This window comes from Pseudomonas abyssi (assembly GCF_002307495.1).
GTDB lineage: Bacteria > Pseudomonadota > Gammaproteobacteria > Pseudomonadales > Pseudomonadaceae > Halopseudomonas > Halopseudomonas abyssi.
Genome location: NZ_NTMR01000028.1, coordinates 1 through 18,950 on the forward strand (window position 1 = coordinate 1; position 18,950 = coordinate 18,950).

Below are 18,950 nucleotides of genomic sequence, written 5' to 3' on the forward strand. Positions count from 1 at the left end.
ACTCAGTTCCTGCAACCGCCCATCAGTTTTCCACCAATGTCTTCGGCGTCTTCGACATGTGCAGAGCTGTTCTGTCCGTGATGAGAAAAAACCGGTCAGGCCATATTTTCAACATATCATCGATCGCTGGTGTAAACGCCATGGCCGGCGCTAGCGTCTATAGCGCATCAAAATTTGCAGTCAGCGGGTTTTCGGAAGCGTTGGCACAAGAGGTAGCCGGTTTTGGTATCAAGGTGACCGCTGTTCAGCCCGGCGCCTTCCAAACTGACTTCCTGGACCCAAGCTCGGCGCACTTCGCAGACCAGGGTATAGAAGACTATAATGCTTTTTCTGAAAAAATTGTCGCTGCCTCCAACGCCAACAATCACCAGCAAAAGGGAGATCCCGACAAGCTTGCTCAGGCATTACTGTCTCTAAGCAACGATGCGGATGTGCCGCCGCGCTTTCTTGCCGGGTCGGACGCTATCAACATGGCTAACAGCCGCTTGGCTACATTGGGGGCCGAGTTGCAGAACTGGGAAAATTTGTCCCGCTCTACTGACAACGGCTAAGTAATATAAATTGGCCGCGCTGTTGAAAACAGCCATACGCATTTAACATCAGTGGCGGCCAATCAACTGCAGAAACTCTTGGCGAGTATTCCCTGAATCCCTGAAAGCGCCCAACATTACTGAGCTATACATTGTTGAGTTTTGCTTTTCCACGCCTCTCATCATCATGCACATATGTTTAGCCTCTATAACTACGGCAACACCTTCTGCATTGGTAACTGCTTGAATCGCTTCCGCTATCTGGCGCGTCAAATTCTCCTGTATCTGCAGGCGACGTGCAAACATATCCACGATCCTAGCAATCTTTGACAACCCAATCACCTTACCTGTTGGTATATAAGCAACATGCGCTTTACCAATAAACGGCAGCATGTGATGTTCGCACAAGGAATAAAGTTCTATATCTTTTACGATGACCATTTCATCGTTATCTGACTCAAAAAGCGCATTATTAACAAGTTCATCCAGAGATTGCTCGTAGCCTCTGCACAAGAACTGCATCGCTTTTGCTGCCCGCTCCGGCGTGTTTTTTAATCCGTCCCGCGTGGGGTTTTCATCCAGTTCTTCAATAATATTAGCGTAATGACAGGTTAGCTTTTCAATATTCATGGGCTACTCTCTTATGCAAATTTCAGCGTTCCGCCGCCATTCAGGTCTACACAGGTTCCGGTGATGTAAGAGTTGTTCATCACGTATTTTACTGCTTGATAAACGACCTCCGGTCCTGGCTCAAGACCTAGTGCGGAGCGTGCAAGCAACTTCGCCTGCTGCTCTTCGCTGTCGCCGTCATTGAACATGATCAGCGCAGGCGCGATGCTGTTGACCTTAATGCTTGGGGCCAGACGCATGGCAAACGAGCGGGTCAGATTTTCCAGTCCTGCCTTGGTCGCCAGGTAGGCAATGTGGTCATCTGCTCCATTGAGCGCATCGTGGTCAGTGATGTGAATGATGTCAGCCACAGTGTCGGCGGAAAAAAGACTCGCACAGGCCATGTTGATCATATATGGAGCCTGCATGTGTACCATGCATAGCCGCTGGAAGGCAGGACCATCGACAAGGTCGTCATCAATCCACGTAGAAGCGTTATGAATGATTGCGCGCAACGAATGCGCCCTTTCTTGTAATACCCGGATGAAGGCATTGATACCCTGCTCTGACGAGAAGTCTGCAAGCATCACCTCAATGCCTTTCAGAGGATTGACCTCCCACTCAGGCCGGAGCCTGCGACAGGTGATTACGACCTGATAACCATCAGCGACCAACCGCTGAGCGCAATGCAAGCCCACTCTCTGCCCTGCACCGGTGATTAAAACAGTCTCTTTAGGTGTTTCTTCTTTATAAAGCATGCCCAAGGTTTACCCTGCCTTCATCGCGGGTCTTCGTAATAACCAACCAGCACGATGTAATGCTCTACTCTGCGAAACATCGTTATCTTCTGCTCATTCTTCCGGGTAACGGGATTTGGCCACACATAAGACACAGTACCTTGATCAGCTTGCTCTACCGCCTGCAGTATCTGCTGGCCGATAGGGTGCTCATCCGCCGAATGGATCTTCCTAAAATCGCTACGTACCAGACGCAGGTTATAACCATGCGCAACGAAGCGTTCGGTATCTATATCGACAACGAAGGCGTAGAGATCATCTCTCTGGAACTCCGCGTCCAGTCCATTGATCCGCTCGAAGGTTTCTTCCGGACTGTCCGCAACTGCTGCAGCAACGCGATCAAGAAATAACTTGGCCTCTTCACGGCTAGACCGAGGCAGGTAATAGCCAACCGAAAACACCTTGTCATCCACTCGCTGGAACAGCACTCGTTTGCGCTCTTCACGACCGTCAGCCCAATTCATCCAGCGGTAGTCTGCCGCGTGCATCTCTCCGGTTTCAGGGAGTGACAGCGCTTCTTTCAAAGCCTTGTTAAGATCATCGTTGAGAGCAGCTCCAACATCTCGTCCTATGAGGTTTGCAGAGGGACCGCCGCTGGCAAGCATGACCCCGTCCGTGTTGATCACATAGACATAGAGGTCATCCTGGACAAAGCGACCCTGACGGCTGAATGCGGCCATGGCTTCGTCGCCGTGCCTTTTGTAGTAGTCGATAGCCTCGTTTAACAGACGCTTTGCACTAGCCTCTTCCTGAGAGTACTGCTCTTCTGGAATACCTTGGGCAAAGGCGTTTGCTATATAGAACAACGCCATGAAAATAAATACATTTCGACATGCAAGCCACATAGCCTGGCCCCTCTTGTTATTGTTTTACGAGAACCCTTAAGTTAGAGATTTCTGCTAATAATCTCTTTCATTATTTCGGATGTACCACCATAAATCCGCGCTACCCGAGCATCCACCCAGGCCCGACCGATCTTGTACTCGCTCATGAAGCCATAGCCGCCATGAAGCTGCAGTAGCTCATCAAGCAGCTTGCCTTGAAGCTCAGAGCCCATGAGTTTTGCCATTGCAGCAACATCCGGAGCGAGCTCTCCACTCATGACTTTCTGCAAGCAATCGTCAATAAAAACTCGCAGCATGGTAGCCTGCGCCTTGACCTCTGCCAGCTTGAAACGCGTGTTCTGGAACTCGAATACCGAATTACCGAACACCTTTCGCTCGCGCGTGTACTCGATTGTCTCTTCGAGCAGCGTAGATACAGACTGGACAGCACGAAGGCCTATGATGAGCCGTTCCCACGCAAGCTGATGCGTAAGGTACTTGAAGCCCTTATTTTCCTCACCCAGCCGATTCGACGTAGGCACACGGACTTCGTCAAAAAACAGCTCAGCGGTGTCTTGCCCTTTCAAGCCAATCTTGTCTAGGAGCTTGCCCTTGGAGAAGCCCGGGCGATCTGTCTCAATGCAGATCAGGGTTAGATCCTTGCCCTTTGGATCCAGCTTGGTCGCAGTTACTACTAGGTCTGCGTTACCACCGTTGGTGATAAAGGTCTTTTGGCCGGATACCACATACTCGTCACCGTCCTGGCGCACGGAAGTGCGCATCGAGCGTAGGTCGCTGCCGATGCCTGGCTCACTCATAGCGATAACGCCAATGATCTCACCGGACACCATCTTGGGCAGCCACTTGTGCTTTTGCTCTTCAGTGCCATACGCCACGATATACGGTGCAACGATTTCAGAATGAGTGGTAAAGCCCACGGCTGTTGCATTAACACGGGCCAGCTCTTCGATCATGACCGCGGAGTGACCAAAGTCGCCGCCAGCGCCGCCGTACTCTTCAGGCACTGTGGAGCACAACAGTCCCATTTCTCCGGCTTTTAACCAGACTTCCTTCGGTACGATGCCGTTCTTCTCCCATTCATGCAGATTCGGGCTGATCTCCCGCTCAATAAAGCGACGGGCCTGCTCTCTAAACATATTGTGGTCTTCACGGAATACGCTACGCATCGTGACGAGTCCTCCCTCAAGTTGGCGTTTATCGGTCTTTGTATTCGGGCGTACGCTTGTCAACAAAAGCCGCCACGGCCTCCTGATGATCTTCAGTATGGTGAGCCAGCGACTGATAGGCGGCCGACAACTCAAGCAGGGAGTCCAGGCGCATATGCTGCCCTTCACGCAGCAGTCGCTTGCACAGCCGCAAAGCGTGACCCGGGTTCGCGGCGATACGCTCTGCCAAAGCCACCGCTCGCGTCTCAAGCTCTTGCGGATCGCACAGTTGCTCTACCAGCCCCCACTCCAGTGCTTTCTCCGCGTCGATCGTGTCACCAGTAAAAGCCATCAGACTGGCTTTGGGGATGCCAATTATGCGCGGCAACAGCCAGGCGCCACCGTCACCGGGCACGATTCCCAGCTTTACAAAGCTCTCGGCAAAAACGGCGTTGGTACTAGCGATGCGGATATCACACATGCACGCCAAATCAAGCCCAGCGCCAATCGCAGCTCCGTTAACGGCCGCGATAATAGGGATATCCAGATCGTAGAGCGCTGTTGGAATACGCTGAATGCCATCGCGGTAGGTGTTTCTCAGTTCGTATGGAGAGCCGGCAAAAATGCCGTCGCGCGCTTGCATATCCTTGATGTTTCCGCCGGCGCAAAATGATTTGCCGTTACCGCTAAGTACAATGACCTTAACGCTCGCGTCTGCGCGCATCTGCGCGCACAGGTCAACGAACTCCTGCATTTGCGACGGCTCGGATAACGCGTTGCGCGTATCCGGACGATCCATACGGACGATGACTACGCCGCCGCGACGCTCCAGCTGCAAAAAATCACCCATGGGTGCGGCTCCTTATTATTGTGTAGTGGAAAGATCTTGTAATTCGGGGTTGGTAAGCATTGGCCAGAAGTCTGCTGAACCAGCAGCGCACACATGCTCACCTAGAGCCTTGCTCCAGAACGTGCTTGAGCCAAACTCGCTACGCCAACTCCAGAGCCGTCGGGTTAACATGTGCAGAGCGTACTCCTGCGTAAAGCCAATGGCACCGTGCACTGAGTGGCCGATAGCGGCAGCTTGGCTGGCTGCCTCCGAGGCAGAAACTTTTGCCGCTGCCACACTGAACATAGGCAGGCGTTGATCAGCACCCGCAAAGGCGGCTTCTGCAGCGACGTTGGCCGCAGCAGCCTGCTCTGCCAAGACCGCCAACTGTTGCTGGATTGCCTGAAAGGCTGCGATTGGTTTGCCAAATTGTTTGCGCTCACCTGCATAGCTGGCTGTCATCTCCAATAACGCGTTTATGGCACCAGCTATTTGCGCGGAACGCGCCATGGCGCCTGCCGCCAGCAAGACGTCGTCAGCCAGATGGGGCGGCAATACGGCGGACATTACGACGGCGGCGGCGCTGAAGCTGAGGTGATCACGAGCCTCACCTGCGATGTTGGTGCCCTGCCTAACCCGTTCAGCCGTGGCGACATCCAGAAGTACCACATGGGTTTGTCCTGCATTGTCGCCGGCTAGTGCCACCACCGAATCTGCAAATCGCCCCCAAGGCACTTGAGCCAGTCCTCCCGAAACGCGGCCTTCGCCAATGGTCAAACTCGTTTCGCTCGCAAAGCTCAGAATATCGCTGCGTGCGCCGAGTCCAGCCTGCTCCAGTAGCCAGTTACCGATGATCATCTCAGCCAATGGCACTGGGGCGGCAAATCGGCCTAGTGCTCGAATGATCACATACAGATCCGCCCAACTCGCGTCTGCACCTCCAGCTACTTCCGGAGCTCCTGCCAAAGGAAATCCGTTATCCTCCAATGCTCGCCACAAGGCAGCCGGCCACTCTCCAGACTCGGCTTCGTGAACCAGGTCGGGCGTGCACAAATCAGACAGCAGTCGCTCAATGGTCGATTCAAAAAGTTCGCGCATTATCGAAGCCCCAGTCCACGTGCAATAATCCCGCGGAGAATCTCTCGAGTTCCCCCGCGCAAAGAAAAAGAAGGTGCCATTTGCGTAAGGTATGCCAGCACTTTCGCGTGTGCTGAACCCCCAATGACCTGCGGCTGCTCATCAACCACACCCTGCAGTATCTCGGGCAATTCCTGCTCAAGCACATTGCCCAGATCCTTGACACACGAAGCCGCCCACGCAGGGTTTTTGCCCTCGCTCAACTGTCGAGTAACCCCCAGCGACATGTTTCTAAGTGTTAAGAGACGAGCTGTAATCTTGCCTATTTCACGTGCTTGCAGCGCATCAGGCTGGCGCCCGATAGCATCGATGGCGGTGTGCATTACCGCGATACTGCTAAGAAATCGCTCAGGGCCACTCCGCTCGAAAGCTAGCTCTGCTGTCACCTGGTCCCATCCCCGGCCCTCTTCGCCAATCAGGGCATCCTCCTCAAGCTGGGCGTTGTCAAAAAACACCTCATTGAAGTGTTCGCCACCAGCCAAGTCCGCGATCGGTCTGATAGAGATGCCAGGGGTACGCAGATCGACAATGAACTGTGACATACCCCCATGACGTCCAGAGGTTTCCTTATCGCCGGTACGCACCAGAGCGATCATGTAATGCGAGTGTTGAGCATTGGTGGTCCATACTTTCTGCCCATTCAAAACCCAGCCACCAGCATTACGCACGGCGGTGGTACGGATGGAGGCTAAGTCAGAGCCGGAGTTAGGCTCACTCATGCCAATACAGAAGTAGCTCTCGCCACGGCAAATAGGGGGCAGATACTTTTTACGCTGAGCTTCGGTGCCAAAGCGTAAAATAAGTGGCGCACTTTGCCGGTCTGCAATCCAGTGTGCAGACACTGGAGCCCCGGCAGCCAACAGCTCTTCGATAATGACATAGCGGGAAAAGGGAGATGCTTCTGCGCCACCGTACTGCTTTGGCAGTGCCATTCCCAACCAACCCTTTTCGCCTAGCAGACGGCTGAACTCTGCGTCAAAGCCCATCCAAGAGTAGGCACGCTTTTCCTCTGGGTAGTCGTGCAACACGTCTGACAGAAAAGCACGCACTTGCGCACGCAATTGCTCCGCGTCGGCAGGAATAGCGCTGTAGCTAAACTCTGAAATACTCATTTCCGAGGCATCCTGAATAATTCAAAAATCGACAAAAGTCATTTTGTTCAGTGGCACTCAAATGCTCCCTATTTAAGGGAGCACTGTGCATTGCCTGAGCAAATCAGATTGCGGTCTTTGCGTCCGCGCTCTCGAACATGGCGTTGATATCGCCAGAGGTCACGGGCTTACCGTCTTTGCGAGTGACATCTGCCCCACCAAGACCCAGAGCCGGCTCGGTACTCACATGCGCCGCCTTGGCGCGCAACGCTGCAACGGTGCAATCCTCGCGCTTCATGATAGAAAAGGGATCGTAGGAGAACTGACGCATAGCGTTGAGGTGCGTGACCTTGTCGATCTGCTCCTTGGTCAGATGCTTCAGACCTTCCCAAGTAGTTTCGGGAGAGTGTGGCCAGGTGCAATCTGAGTGCGGGTAATCGCTTTCCCAGGTAACCATGTCTTCGTTCATGAAGTGCAGATTCTGCAGGCCAAAGTTATCTTCAATGAAGCAGGTGACGAAGTGCTTGAAGAAGATATCGCTCGGCATTTTTCCGCCGAAGTCCGCGTTGGTCCAGGCGTTATGGTGACGATGGGTAAAGTTCGCACGCTCCAACAAGTATGGAACCCAGCCAATGCTACCTTCCGAGAGAGCCATACGCAGATTCGGATACTTCTTCCACATCGGCGCCCAAATCCAGTCCGCAGCCGCATTGGCAATGGAGATCGGCATAGTGGTGATCCAGGCGTCGATAGGGGATAAGTCAGAGGCGTGCTCCGCTTTACCGCCAGAACCAATGTGACAGCAGATCACGACGTTGTTGTCAGAACAGGCTTTCCACAGCGGATCCCAGTAATCATCGTGGATTGAAGGATACCCAAGACGCGCTGGGTTATCAGAGAAAGACAACGCATGTACACCTTGGGCTGACAAGCGCTTTACTTCAGCCACAGCTGCGGGCATGTCCCAAAAAGGCACCAGCATCAGCGGGATGAAACGACCAGGCGCGGCGTTGCACCAGTCGTATAGGTGCCAGTCGTTATAAGCGCGGATAGCAGCCAAAGCGATCTCGCGATTGGAGTGGGCCTGAAAGCGCTGGCCAGCAAAACCAGGAAAGGTCGGGAAGCACAGCGAACCGAGTACGCCATTGGCGTTCATATCATCTACGCGAGCCGCCACATCCCAAGTTCCGCGGCGCATTTGGTCATAGCCCAACGGCTCCATGCCGTACTCTTCCTTGGGCCGGCCTACGACCGAATTAAGCCCCATATAACCAGTAGCTTCATCTTCGAAAATCCATACATCCCGATCGCCGCGCTTTTCAACATGGGGCTCGCGGCCCTTGAACTTCTCCGGCATATGATGCTTGAACGCATCCGGCGGCTCGATCGCGTGGTCGTCAACACTAACGAGAATGAGGTCGTCCAGATTCATTATGTTCCCCTTCGCTTTTCGCGGATTGTGATTGTTTGATGATGATAGATCACACAGGAATTAATTTAAACATATTTTTTGATTCTGTTCACATGCGAACATTTTGAATTTCATAAAAAAAACTCAAATTATTGTTTTTAAATGAATTTTTGTGCCTATGCAGCAACCATTAAAAATGCTCAAAAAAAAGCGCGATGCATTTTCATGCAACGCGCTTCTGTACAAGGGAAATCACCCACTAGAGCATATCAATCCCACAAAACATGTAGCTCGTGGGGCCCACGCAACTGCGCCCCAGTAATTTTCGGAGCAGGCTTTGAGGGGTCGAGGCGAAGATTAGGCATAAGATCCAGGATCGCATTCAGGGCGCAATTGATCTCGGTTTTAGCAACAAATTGACCAATGCACATATGCGGGCCGAAACCAAACCCAAAGGAGGGACGAGGCTTGCGATCAATATCGAATTTGTCGGCGTTGACGAACGCCTCCTCATCCCGATTAGCCGAACTGACAATGCAAGAAACCATTGCACCCTTGGGAATCTGAACACCTCTTATCTCGGTAGCGTTAGCAGCCTGTCGAACTTTGAACGTAGCCACTGGCTCGTATCGTATAGATTCGTCGATGGCTTTGTTAACCAGACCACGATCAGCGCGAACACGTTCAAGTACGTCCGGATTTTCCAACAATTGAACCATCAAGGTGCCGAAAGTACGCGTAGTTGTTTCACCCGCCGCCGGGAGCAGGGAGCGTACAAAGGTGGTTACCTCATGATCGTCCAAGGACCTGCCCTCGTACTCAGCTCGAATCAAACGACTAATGAGATCGTCACCCTCTGCACCTTCTGCTCTGCGCTGTACTACAACTTCTTTGATAGCATCGTACAGCGCCACCACAGCCTCCATCGCAGCTTTCTTAGCGGCTTCTGCCTTGGCGGGATCCACTTGCGGCCCAGCCAGAATCGCCAAGGCCCATGCGGCATACTGCTTTATCTTCTCGGGCTTGTCTTCCGGGAAACCAATCAATGAGTAAATGACCCGAATGGGGAAATACAGCGCAAAATCCATCAAATCAGCGCTTTTGTTCGGCAGCATCGGCTTGATGAACTCTTCGCGTATTACCCTATCGATACGCTGCTCTTTCCAGCGGTTTACAGTTTCAGGCAGAAAGACCGGCTGTAGCAGGTTGCGCATGCTCTTGTGCAGATCACCATCCATAGCTGTGAGAATAAGACCGTCAAAAAAGGCACCGAGCCCTTCAGCAATGAAGCCGCTGGTAAATTGCTCGCTATCACGCATAACTCTCATCACGTCATCGTATTTAAACAACGTGTAACAAGGGCGGTTAGGGTCGACACCAGCGATGGAGGGCACGCCCAACTGCTCCATGAAGTTGGCTTCCAGCACAGGGGTTTCCGCACGCATCTTCGCGTAGGTTGCATGCAGATCGATGTCAGAGCCCTGATAGTTACTGGCGACATCGGCAAATACTTTTTCAAGGTCACTCTTGACCGCTTCGGACATATCGCTTACCTCTTGATTGTTGTTTGTGGCGGCGGACTGAAAATGTATTGTGCCCGCTGTCTTCTTTAGAAGATTATGACACCCAAATTAGTTTTTGAACTGTTTTACACATTTTGATCAATAAAACAACCAGCTCAAAGCAATGCCCGAATTGCCTCTTGAATGCGAGTATCGGTGATGTCCATATCCGGCGCGAAGCGACCAACCACCTCCCCCTCTCTACTGATCAAAAATTTCTCGAAGTTCCACAACACTTCAGGCTCCAGGTTCACGGCAATACCATAATCCTGCAGGCGCTGCCGCATGCTTCCCTCACCCACAGTAGATGGCTTGGCTCTGACTAACGCGGTGTACAATGGGTGCTGGTGGGGCCCGCTAACCGCAATTTTGGAAAACAGTGGAAAAGTAACCTCGTATTCGGTCTTACAGAAATCAGCGATCTGCTGATCAGTACCCGGCTCCTGCTCCCTGAAGTCATTAGCAGGGAACCCCAGCACTACCAAGCCTTCCTCGGCGTGATGCCGATAAAATCTCTCAAGGCTGCTGTACTGGGGAGTCAGTCCGCACTTGGATGCAACGTTAACAATGAGAATGACCTTGCCCGCATAGTCTTTGAGCGATACTTCTTTCCCATCAATCGTAATGAGGGGGATATCTTGCAGCTGTTCGTTCATATGATTACCTCAGTAGGCTTGCTGCACGAACGTCATACGACCGCCTGCCAGCATCAAGGCGCAGTACATATTCAGCTCGGTGAGCTGCTCTAAAGAAAAGTGCTGGCGTAGCGCTGCAAAATGACCTTCATCAATCGCCGTATAGTCAGAGGCAAACAACTGCGCAAACCTTATTGCAACCTGCTCGCCGGCAGAAAATCGATCATCATCGGCGCTCAAACAAGCCACCTCTTCTTCACTTACCTGGTCGCTCTTGCGAGCAACCTGGCACGCCCGGCAATTGGTAATCCCGGCAATTTTAAGCCGCACCAACTCCCGCAATCGTTCGGGGAGACTGCTGTCACTGTGGAATAGATCAAGCAAAGCCAGCCAGCCTTGCGCGTGAGAGGGGCTATTCGCCCATACTTGAATCGGCACAGTGGAACTCAGAACACCAGAACTCACGCCCTTCTGCAGCAAATCAGCCAATGAAGCCGGCAGCTGTTCCAGAGGTAGCGGCTGGATCCGGGACATCAATCGCACCGCTCCAGCAATGTCGCCGTACCTAGACCGCCAGCACAGCAGATTGCTTGCAAACCGAATCTGGCACCACGTCGCTCTAGCTCGTGCAGCATCGATGTCATTATCCGGGCGCCGCTAGCGCCTAGCGGGTGCCCCAACGCGATAGCCCCACCGTTCACATTCAACCTGTCAGGCGCGGCACCTATTTCCTGAAGCCACGCCAGCGGCACAGAGGCGAAAGCCTCATTAACTTCAAATAGGTCAATATCACTGAGCGTCAGACCTGTTTTTGTCAGCAGTGATTGGGTCGCAGCAATGGGTCCGGTCAGCATCAGTGTCGGATCAGCGCCGACGGTAACGATGGAACGAATTTTAGCCCTGGGCTTCAGCCCCAAGGATTTAGCGGTACTTGCCTTCATCAGCATCAAGGCCGCAGCACCATCCGATATCTGTGAAGAATTACCGGCTGTGATTCGACCATTCTCAGGGCGAAAACTCGTCTTCAGCGTCGCAAGCTTTTCGGCCGAGGTGTCGCGACGGATGGTTTCGTCGTAACCGAACACGCCCCTGTCCCCGTCAAAGTCTTTTTCGCAATAATCTGCAATCGGTACAGGGACAATCTCCCGCTCGAAGTACCCCGCGTCCGCCGCCGCAGCCGCACGACTGTGGCTCTGTAACGCAAAAGCGTCCAGCTCTTCGCGCGTCAGCGCCCATTTGTCTACCATGCGCTCAGAAGCCTCACCTTGCGATGTAAGCTCATAGCGCTCCAAGGCTTGCCAGCCAAAGGCTTCGCCGTGCAGGTCACGGTTGCTGCCCATCGGCACTCGGCTCATGTTTTCAGCCCCGCCGGCAACCATGATCTGCGCAGCTCCGGATGCAATGGCGCCCACAGCCACGTGAACTGCCGCCTCACCAGAACCGCATTTGCGATCAATAGTCATGCCCGGCACGGATGACGGCCACCCTGCGCTCAATAATGCCGTTCGCGCGATGTTTGCTGACTGCTCACCAATTTGCGTCACACAGCCAAATACCACATCGCTCACCTGGTCCGCCGAAATACCAGTTCGATCGAGCAAAGCGTTGAGTACTAATGCCCCCATATGATCAGCACGCACGCCCGCGAGCGAGCCGCGAAAGCGACCCACCGGCGTGCGCACAGCTTCGACAATGACGATATCGTTGTCATTCATCAGAAGCCCGCCTTCAAGCCCGAACCGGCGACGGGCTTACCATCCTCATATCGGTAGACTCCATGACCTGTCTTCCTGCCCAAACGGCCAGCGGCTACCATTTTGATGATGAGTGGGCACGGCCGAAACTTCTCACCAAGGGTCGAGTGCAGGTAGCGCAGGACCGACAGGCGCGTGTCCCAACCTGTCAGATCGCCAAGTTCAAGCGGTCCCATAGGGTGATTGAAGCCCATCCGCAATGCGGTATCGATATCCTCGGCGCTGGCAGTGCCCTCCTGCAGCATGTACATGGCTTCGTTGCCAAGCAGAGCAGACATCCGGCTTGTGGTAAGGCCAGGAGACTCATTGACCACAATCGCGGTTTTATTGATAGCTGCACATAGATCGCGCGCCCTGGCGACGGTCTCATCACTGGTGGCCAGCCCCCGCACCAGCTCGACCAACTTCATCTTGTGAACAGGGTTGAAAAAGTGCATTCCGATAAAACGTTCTGGACAAGGAACCACTGCTGCAATCTCTGTCACACTCAATGCTGAAGTGTTACTAGCAATGATGGCATCGTCCGGCATCATTGCCGCTGCTTCAGTCACTACTGCTTTCTTAATCGCGAGCTGCTCTGAAACAGTCTCGATCAGCAGTGCTGCGCCCGCTGCAGCTTGGCGTAAATCACCGTTTGTGCTCAAGCGGGCCATTGACTGCTGCGCAACCAGCTCTTCCACCTTCCCCAGACGGACACCATCACCAAGGATTTTCTCGATACCGGCGTAAGCGCGTTTCAACGAGTCTGAGTTCGTATCAACCAGGACCGTTTCAAACCCGGAACTAGCAAATGCGTGGGCAATTCCGGTTCCCATCAGTCCGGCACCCACCACTACCACTTTGCCTTTGTTTTCAGCATTCATTGCGAAAGCCCCTTTCAGCTGTATTTTTCACTTACGACGTTACGTAACGTACCGATACCTTCGACCGTCGCTTCAACGACGTCGCCTGACTTCAGAAACTTGCCGGTGCCCATACCTACCCCGGCCGGAGATCCGGTAAAGAGAATATCTCCGCAGGCAAAACTGGATCTGGCCGCCACAAACGCCACCAACTCACCGACATCCCAAGTCATGTCTGAAGTATGTCCGTCCTGGCGCAACTCCCCATTGACCGACAAGGTCAGACGCAAACGTGGAGAACCCGCTGGAAACTCGTCACGGGTTACTATCCAAGGCCCAACCCCGGTCGTACGGTCCTGACTCTTGGCAGCAAAAAGATCCATCCCGATACCCTTGGGACCGCTGCGCTGCAGGTCCCGGGCGCTGACATCATTGCCAACCGTATAACCCAGAACACTTGCCAACGGGTCCTGCGGATCTACCTCGTTTCGACCAATTACAGCCACAAGCTCAACCTCGTGGTCGAGCTCATCAGTCAGCGGAGGAAAGCGGATTGAATCGTTTGCGCCGATAAGCGCCCCGTACGCCTTGAGAAACGCCACGGGTTGCGAGGGCGCTTCCAGGCCAAAGTCCTCCTTCAGATGCTTGGTGTAGTTGGCACCAGCCACCACCACGCGATTTACCGGATCGATTGGTGGCAGCAGTACGACATCCGCCAAGGGCACGGGGCGGTGTGCCAGTTTCAATGCACTGATACCCTCCCCTGCGGTAACCCTGGGAGCCCAATCAGTGAACAGCCCCAAGATCGGACTTACCTCGCCATGCTCGAGATCAACCACCCCCCAGAAAGGTGCTCCCCCATGGCGAGCGCAGCGCGCCAGCCTCATTACGCACCCACCTTTCCGATCTTGGCGGGATCGAGATGCAGCAACTCGCAGGCATTCTTCCACCGGATACGATCCATATCCTCTTGCGACAGCTTCAAGTCGCTCGTCAGGTCGTGACGCACAGCGTCGCTACCACCGAAATTGGAGCCATAGAGAACGCGATCAGCACCGATAACCTCAACCATTGCCTGGCGCATTGGCACTTCATGGAGCTCCACATCAAAGTAGAAATTGCGTAGATAAGAGAGGAAGGGCTTTTTATTGTGATAGGTATCCAGATTGGGATTGGTTTGTGCCATGCGACCCAATTGGTACGGAACAAAGCCACCGCCGTGGGTGATGTAAACCTTCAGGTTGGGGAAGCGATCAAACACGCCACCGTTGATCATGTACCAGAAGCACTTGGACTCGTCATAATTCATACCGAGAATGGCTGTGGTCTCATAGCGATCTGTATTTGCGTCTTTGCCCCAAGTCACAGATTGATTGTAACCGTGCACAAACATGGGCAAATCGAGGTCGCACAATGCTTCCCACACCGGATCCATCTCAGGAGAGTCAAACTCCAGTCCGCCAAAATTAGACCCCCCAGCGACCAACCCCTTCGCCCCCAGCTCCGTACACGCTCGGCGAATTTCCTTTGCGGCCTCAACCGGTACATTCAGAGGCGCATGCGCCCAGAACATCAAGCGATCAGGCGCACCAGAGCAGTATTTGGCCAAGGAATCATTCACCTTTTGGGCGAAAGGCACACAAAACTCGGGCTCAGCCCAGTACATGTAACAGTGGCTGGGAACAGACAGAACCTGGGCATTCTGACCAGCGGCATCCATGCCAGCTAAGCGATGCTTCGGATCAGCCCACTTGGCCATGTACTCAGCCACCTGAAGCGTCTCGCCACGTGCATGAGCCTCGCGCAAGGCAGCCTTACGCTCAGGAGCGCCGAGCGACAAAATCCATTCGCCAACGCGCAGCTTGATGTCGCCATCAGGCTGTAATTCAAACGCTGGACCCCAGTGAGGGTGCTGGTCGTAATACTCAGGATGGGGAGCGTGCGCGTGAAGATCAATCAGCATGTTTTGGACCTCGATTTTGTTTTAGTTAGCTGAGCCATTAAATTCTCAATACAGAATTTGCTCATAAGCTAAAGCATAATACAAAATGATCACATACTGCAAAACTGTTCAAATTATTTTTTACCAGGCACAGCTATTCGTACGCCGGCTCCGGGCGTGCCAAAATACGTCAGCTAGGGTGAGCGGTTGTGGCAGAAAAAGCTGTCGAGGGCTGAGTGTTAACTAGTTAACACGCGAAGAGAAGTCGATGAAGAAGGCGCGCAGCGCTCATAAACGAACCGCAGGCGGATGCGCAGGGCCACTGCCTGCTGGCCCATGCACAACGCGAAGAAGCTCGGGCTTAACGTCGGGTTCTTGAGGTCGATCCCATGGTTAAAGAAGCCACCAGGCGTCGCACACGCGCTGGCAACAACCTGCGCCCGGAGGTTTCCGGAACCAGGATTTCACTTAGAACGTACCTGATAATCATCTCGCAGATCAGTTCTCGATCCAGCTTCACACCCAGCTTCGCATCCCAGTCATCAAACACCACGTCCAAGGTGTCCTGAAACCGCAATATGGAGTCATGAAAAATACGCCGAAAGAAGCCCAGTGCGTATTCGGGCGCAACGCGCAGCAGACGCTGAGCACGACTCTCCTCAAGATAGTCGTCGATAAAAGCGATCAGCGCATTCAAACGTGCCTCTGGATCCTCCACTACGCTTATGGTGCTAACCAGAACCTGATGGAAACTATCTCGCTTGTGCCTTGAAAAAGTATCCAGAAGATCTTCTTGGGATGAAAAATAGCGATAGAAGGTTCCGCGCGAAACGCCCGCAATTTTGCATACGTCCAAAATGGAAATACGGTCAGCACCCGAGCTCAAAACCACTTCTTCGGTAGCCTGAAGTATTTCGTTGATGGTTTCTTCAGAGCGTCGATTAGGTTTAACCGCCCGAGCCTTCGAGCCGGCTGGTGCGTTGCGGCCCCCCATAGCGGCCTTACCTTTCACGGCGCTCACCTTAGCCTCTACAGGCTTACCTCCCTCAAACTCTTCCAACATCACTCAAGCTCCCTTTAAAGCATTCATTGGAGCAATACTACCACGAAATATGGTCATATTAAGCACTTTCTGTTCAACTCTCAGTAGAGACAGGTCAAAAAATACAATGTAGAATTCAATTCTCTATCAAAAATAATAGCGTCAGGCTCGCGCGTTGAGCCGTACTGAAAGGAGATGAGTCATGAGCGGTACTGGCAATCCTGATACATGGTATGTCGGAGATCAAGACACTGTCATCGCTGCACTAGACCGGGCAGTAGCAAGCCATCCAGATCGGGTATTTCTCGATTTCAGCGGAGAATTGCACACTTATAGAGATATTGATTTACTTTCGACCAAGCTAGCTCACTCGTTCGCCACTCTAGGTGTTAAGCCAGGTGAGACCGTCGTCAGCATGCTGGATAACAATGTAGACGCCGTCGTCTGCTGGCTTGCGGTAAACAAACTCGGTGCTGTTAGCGTGCCGATTAATACCGCACTACGCGGTGAGTTTTTGCGACATCAAATTGCCGATGCTGACACTCCTCTACTCATCTGCGAGCAGGCTTATCTGGAGCGCGTGTCTGCTATCAGCAGTCAGCTTACTTCACTTAAGCAAATCCTGGTTAGAGGAGCACTCAACACTAGCGGCGAGTGCGCCGTTCCTGTTGCCCCTCTCGACCACCACCGGGGCGAGAACGACAGCCCAATTGAGTTTAGACCAGCCGCTTCTGACCTTGCCTGCCTCATCTATACTTCAGGGACCACAGGGCCTTCAAAGGGCTGCATGATCAGCTATAACTTCATGTGCAACCTTGCTCGACTACAGCTGCGTGCAGGCCCTGTTTCAGAAACCGACGTAACAATCACGCCCCTGCCCTTATTTCACATGAATGCGCTCTGCGTGACTATCATAGCCACGATGCTGGTGGGCGCGAGAGCGGCAATTCTTCCGCGCTTTTCGGTCTCCAATTTCTGGCCGGAAGTGGAGCGCAGCGGCGCCACCATCGCATCCATTCTTGGCGGCATGGGTGGATTGCTCGCCCAGGCTCCAGACAATGAAGCGATGAAGCGCTGTTTTGGACAAATCCATACAGCACGCGGGAATCCCTACACGGAGGAAACCAAATCGATCTGGCGATCTCGTTTCGGCACTCCTCTGGTTGGGGGTAACGGCTACGGCCTGACCGAAGCCTGCGTAGTGACTACGCTGGCCGCCGGGGAGTACGCAAAACCAGGCTCCTCCGGCAAGCGCATCCCCGACTTTGACGTGCGCATTGTTGATGAAAATGATTTCGAGCTGCCAGCCAACCAGGCCGGAGAGATCGTAGTCCGCCCCCTGCGGCCAGACATCATGTTCCAGGGGTACTGGCGCCGTCCCGAAGAAACGCTGAAAGTCATGAAGAACATGTGGTATCACACTGGCGATATCGGCAAGTTCGACGAGGATGGTTTTTTCTTTTTTGTTGATCGCAAGAAAGACTACCTGCGCCGCAGAGGGGAAAACATTTCCAGTTTTGAAATGGAGTCTGCCTTCGCCATGCACCCTGCCATCGCTGAAGTAGCAGTACATGCTGTGCTGTCAGACAAAGGAGAGGATGACGTTAAAGTAACTGCAATCCTGCATGAAAACGCCTCCCTCAAAGAGGAAGACCTTTTCCAGTGGGCTACGGATTCCGTTCCCTACTACGCACTACCTCGCTACATCGAGTTCCGTACAGACTTGCCAAAAAACCCCCAAGGCAGGGTACTCAAATATCAACTGCGGGACGAAGGGAAAACAGCTGCAACTTGGGATCTGGAAGACACCGACATAACAGTCAAGAAACGTTAAGAGATGGTTGAACCCGCATCCTGCCAGGCAGGCATGCGGGTTCAACCTGAAGCTGTTAGGCGTTAATATTCTCTCGGCAGTACATTGGCCGGGCGCGAATTATATCCCGGCAAGTGCAGGCCACCATCAACGTGCAGCGCCTCTCCGGTAACGAACCGGGCCATCTCTGACGCGAGGAAAGCAACCACAGGCCCAATATCATCCTCCGGCTCACCGCAGCGCCCCAAAGGTCGCATCGAGGCTGACATCTCGGCAAAACCGGGGCGTTCTGCGGCCAACTTGTGAAAGGTTGCCCCCATAGCGGTAGGAGCTATTGCATTTACCCGGATGTTGAATCGCCCCCACTCAGACGCAGCGCTGCGAGTCAGGCCCAAAATGGCGGATTTGGCTGTATTGTAATCCGCATGCAGCCATGCACCTATTTCAGTATCAATTGAATAAAAGTTGATAATTGACCCGCCGCCACGCTTTTTCATCAGAGGCATTGCTTCGCGCATTGCCCACCAAGCAGCCCAGACGGTCGTACCCAGGGTCTGCTCGAGCATTTCATCTGTTTTTTCTTCAAACAGGACATTTGGCGTGGGAGCAAACGCATTATTTACCAACACATCCAAGCCGCCAAACTCCCTGGCCGCAGCTTCGATAGCGTTTCCTATGCTGGCCTTGCTGGACACGTCCGTTTTAACGAAAACAGCGTTACCGCCAAGCGCGCGCAGGTCTTCAGCCACCCGCTCTCCGAGCCCTTCATTTAGCTCAGAGACTACAACACTAGCGCCCTGCTTAACGAAGTAACGTGCGACACCTTCGCCGATACCGCCACCAGAACCGGTGATCAGGGCAACTTTATTCTTGAGCAGTTCCATATCGTCAGCCTTTTTAATAAACACTTTTTTTGTTAATGTTCATATTATTACACGATAACCTAGAGTTCCACTCAATTTCCCT

At 53.2% G+C, this 18,950-nt stretch carries 19 protein-coding genes; 2 read left to right on the plus strand and 17 right to left on the minus strand.

Translation table 11 applies throughout. The annotated features are described in order from the left end of the window. On the plus strand, positions 1-551 hold a 551-nt coding region (locus tag CNQ84_RS17580; protein WP_133065919.1), incomplete at its 5' end, for an SDR family NAD(P)-dependent oxidoreductase. Positions 552-599: 48 nt separating this feature from the next. Here the strand turns inward: CNQ84_RS17580 and folE are convergent. The 16 genes from folE to CNQ84_RS17660 form a co-directional block, all read right to left on the minus strand. After that, positions 600-1,160: a GTP cyclohydrolase I FolE gene (gene folE, locus CNQ84_RS17585; protein ID WP_096006132.1), complete on the minus strand. Its 561-nt coding sequence runs from the start codon at positions 1,158-1,160 to the stop codon at positions 600-602. An 11-nt stretch (positions 1,161-1,171) separates the two neighbouring features. Next, a complete protein-coding gene (gene folM / locus CNQ84_RS17590; protein ID WP_096006133.1) occupies positions 1,172-1,897 on the minus strand; it encodes a dihydromonapterin reductase in 726 nt (241 codons plus the stop codon). 20 nt (positions 1,898-1,917) lie between these two features. Then, complete coding sequence (locus CNQ84_RS17595) at positions 1,918-2,748, minus strand: cache domain-containing protein (protein WP_245841470.1); 831 nt, start codon at positions 2,746-2,748, stop codon at positions 1,918-1,920. A 74-nt stretch (positions 2,749-2,822) separates the two neighbouring features. Further along, positions 2,823-3,947, minus strand: a complete 1,125-nt coding sequence (locus tag CNQ84_RS17600; RefSeq protein WP_096006135.1) for an acyl-CoA dehydrogenase family protein — start codon at positions 3,945-3,947, stop codon at positions 2,823-2,825. A gap of 28 nt (positions 3,948-3,975) precedes the next feature. Continuing rightward, positions 3,976-4,776, minus strand: coding sequence for a crotonase/enoyl-CoA hydratase family protein (locus CNQ84_RS17605; protein WP_096006136.1), 801 nt, complete (start codon positions 4,774-4,776; stop codon positions 3,976-3,978). 15 nt (positions 4,777-4,791) lie between these two features. Continuing rightward, entirely contained in the window at positions 4,792-5,853 is a 1,062-nt protein-coding gene (locus tag CNQ84_RS17610) for an acyl-CoA dehydrogenase family protein (RefSeq protein WP_096006137.1), read from the minus strand. After that, positions 5,853-7,004 carry an acyl-CoA dehydrogenase family protein gene (locus tag CNQ84_RS17615; protein ID WP_096006138.1) on the minus strand — a complete coding sequence of 384 codons (1,152 nt, stop codon included), beginning with the start codon at positions 7,002-7,004 and terminating at the stop codon, positions 5,853-5,855. The genes CNQ84_RS17610 and CNQ84_RS17615 overlap by 1 nt, the downstream gene beginning before the upstream one ends. Positions 7,005-7,107: 103 nt before the next feature. Next, positions 7,108-8,415 carry an amidohydrolase family protein gene (locus tag CNQ84_RS17620; RefSeq protein WP_096006139.1) on the minus strand — a complete coding sequence of 436 codons (1,308 nt, stop codon included), beginning with the start codon at positions 8,413-8,415 and terminating at the stop codon, positions 7,108-7,110. A 248-nt stretch (positions 8,416-8,663) separates the two neighbouring features. Further along, positions 8,664-9,938 carry a cytochrome P450 gene (locus CNQ84_RS17625; RefSeq protein ID WP_096006140.1) on the minus strand — a complete coding sequence of 425 codons (1,275 nt, stop codon included), beginning with the start codon at positions 9,936-9,938 and terminating at the stop codon, positions 8,664-8,666. Positions 9,939-10,072: 134 nt separating this feature from the next. Further along, positions 10,073-10,612 (minus strand): glutathione peroxidase, encoded by a 540-nt coding sequence (locus CNQ84_RS17630; RefSeq protein WP_096006141.1) that lies wholly within the window; start codon positions 10,610-10,612, stop codon positions 10,073-10,075. A 9-nt stretch (positions 10,613-10,621) separates the two neighbouring features. Further along, positions 10,622-11,125, minus strand: a complete 504-nt coding sequence (locus tag CNQ84_RS17635; RefSeq protein ID WP_096006142.1) for a carboxymuconolactone decarboxylase family protein — start codon at positions 11,123-11,125, stop codon at positions 10,622-10,624. After that, entirely contained in the window at positions 11,125-12,306 is a 1,182-nt protein-coding gene (locus tag CNQ84_RS17640; protein ID WP_096006143.1) for a thiolase family protein, read from the minus strand. The genes CNQ84_RS17635 and CNQ84_RS17640 overlap by 1 nt, the downstream gene beginning before the upstream one ends. Next, positions 12,306-13,208 (minus strand): 3-hydroxyacyl-CoA dehydrogenase, encoded by a 903-nt coding sequence (locus tag CNQ84_RS17645; protein ID WP_096006144.1) that lies wholly within the window; start codon positions 13,206-13,208, stop codon positions 12,306-12,308. Before CNQ84_RS17645 ends, CNQ84_RS17640 begins: the two co-directional genes overlap by 1 nt. Positions 13,209-13,222: 14 nt before the next feature. Further along, positions 13,223-14,074, minus strand: a complete 852-nt coding sequence (locus CNQ84_RS17650) for a fumarylacetoacetate hydrolase family protein (RefSeq protein ID WP_096006145.1) — start codon at positions 14,072-14,074, stop codon at positions 13,223-13,225. Continuing rightward, positions 14,074-15,150, minus strand: a complete 1,077-nt coding sequence (locus CNQ84_RS17655; protein WP_096006146.1) for an amidohydrolase family protein — start codon at positions 15,148-15,150, stop codon at positions 14,074-14,076. Before CNQ84_RS17655 ends, CNQ84_RS17650 begins: the two co-directional genes overlap by 1 nt. 340 nt (positions 15,151-15,490) lie before the next feature. Further along, a complete protein-coding gene (locus CNQ84_RS17660; RefSeq protein WP_228247557.1) occupies positions 15,491-16,123 on the minus strand; it encodes a TetR/AcrR family transcriptional regulator in 633 nt (210 codons plus the stop codon). Between the two features lie 250 nt (positions 16,124-16,373). On the opposite strand from CNQ84_RS17660, the gene CNQ84_RS17665 reads away from it, so the two are divergent. Then, positions 16,374-18,005: an ATP-dependent acyl-CoA ligase gene (locus tag CNQ84_RS17665; RefSeq protein WP_096006148.1), complete on the plus strand. Its 1,632-nt coding sequence runs from the start codon at positions 16,374-16,376 to the stop codon at positions 18,003-18,005. Between the two features lie 62 nt (positions 18,006-18,067). Here CNQ84_RS17665 and CNQ84_RS17670 read toward each other — a convergent pair whose 3' ends face one another. Continuing rightward, a complete protein-coding gene (locus CNQ84_RS17670; RefSeq protein WP_096006149.1) occupies positions 18,068-18,868 on the minus strand; it encodes an SDR family NAD(P)-dependent oxidoreductase in 801 nt (266 codons plus the stop codon). Positions 18,869-18,950: the final 82 nt, after the last annotated feature.

Coding starts and splice junctions, on each gene's coding strand:
- CNQ84_RS17655 (WP_096006146.1), bottom strand. CDS start 15,150: ATGCTGATTGATCTTCACGCGCACGCTCCCCATCCTGAGTATTACGAC.
- CNQ84_RS17625 (WP_096006140.1), bottom strand. CDS start 9,938: ATGTCCGAAGCGGTCAAGAGTGACCTTGAAAAAGTATTTGCCGATGTC.
- CNQ84_RS17610 (WP_096006137.1), bottom strand. CDS start 5,853: ATGCGCGAACTTTTTGAATCGACCATTGAGCGACTGCTGTCTGATTTG.
- CNQ84_RS17650 (WP_096006145.1), bottom strand. CDS start 14,074: ATGAGGCTGGCGCGCTGCGCTCGCCATGGGGGAGCACCTTTCTGGGGG.
- folE (WP_096006132.1), bottom strand. CDS start 1,160: ATGAATATTGAAAAGCTAACCTGTCATTACGCTAATATTATTGAAGAA.
- CNQ84_RS17665 (WP_096006148.1), top strand. CDS start 16,374: ATGAGCGGTACTGGCAATCCTGATACATGGTATGTCGGAGATCAAGAC.
- CNQ84_RS17645 (WP_096006144.1), bottom strand. CDS start 13,208: ATGAATGCTGAAAACAAAGGCAAAGTGGTAGTGGTGGGTGCCGGACTG.
- folM (WP_096006133.1), bottom strand. CDS start 1,897: ATGCTTTATAAAGAAGAAACACCTAAAGAGACTGTTTTAATCACCGGT.
- CNQ84_RS17660 (WP_228247557.1), bottom strand. CDS start 16,123: ATGGGGGGCCGCAACGCACCAGCCGGCTCGAAGGCTCGGGCGGTTAAA.
- CNQ84_RS17620 (WP_096006139.1), bottom strand. CDS start 8,415: ATGAATCTGGACGACCTCATTCTCGTTAGTGTTGACGACCACGCGATC.
- CNQ84_RS17640 (WP_096006143.1), bottom strand. CDS start 12,306: ATGAATGACAACGATATCGTCATTGTCGAAGCTGTGCGCACGCCGGTG.
- CNQ84_RS17605 (WP_096006136.1), bottom strand. CDS start 4,776: ATGGGTGATTTTTTGCAGCTGGAGCGTCGCGGCGGCGTAGTCATCGTC.
- CNQ84_RS17670 (WP_096006149.1), bottom strand. CDS start 18,868: ATGGAACTGCTCAAGAATAAAGTTGCCCTGATCACCGGTTCTGGTGGC.
- CNQ84_RS17600 (WP_096006135.1), bottom strand. CDS start 3,947: ATGCGTAGCGTATTCCGTGAAGACCACAATATGTTTAGAGAGCAGGCC.
- CNQ84_RS17630 (WP_096006141.1), bottom strand. CDS start 10,612: ATGAACGAACAGCTGCAAGATATCCCCCTCATTACGATTGATGGGAAA.
- CNQ84_RS17635 (WP_096006142.1), bottom strand. CDS start 11,125: ATGTCCCGGATCCAGCCGCTACCTCTGGAACAGCTGCCGGCTTCATTG.
- CNQ84_RS17615 (WP_096006138.1), bottom strand. CDS start 7,004: ATGAGTATTTCAGAGTTTAGCTACAGCGCTATTCCTGCCGACGCGGAG.
- CNQ84_RS17595 (WP_245841470.1), bottom strand. CDS start 2,748: ATGGCGTTGTTCTATATAGCAAACGCCTTTGCCCAAGGTATTCCAGAA.